Annotated in this window: 1 pseudogene; it reads left to right on the top strand. The window is 66.3% G+C overall.

The window, feature by feature from the left end:
- Positions 1-195 (top strand): annotated as a pseudogene (locus ACL02T_RS35110) (IS110 family transposase); the annotation flags it as partial.
- Between the last annotated feature and the right edge of the window lie 10 nt (positions 196-205).

Here is a 205-nt window from a genome sequence, read left to right as displayed (position 1 = left end):
CGTCAGGCCAACGCCGCGCTCTACCGGATCGTGCTCTGCCGCCTGCGCTGGGACCCACGCACCCGCGCCTACGTCCAGCGCCGCACCGCCCAAGGCATGTCGAAGAAGGAGATCATCCGCTGCCTCAAGCGCTACATCGCCCGAGAGATCTACCAGGCACTACTCGCACCCCAGGACGTCCCAGCCGTCGCTTGACATCCATAGG

The sequence above is a fragment of the Pseudonocardia oceanicola genome (genome assembly GCF_047200735.1).
Classification (GTDB): Bacteria; Actinomycetota; Actinomycetes; order Mycobacteriales; family Pseudonocardiaceae; genus Pseudonocardia.
This window is presented reverse-complemented; position numbering and strand designations above follow the sequence as displayed.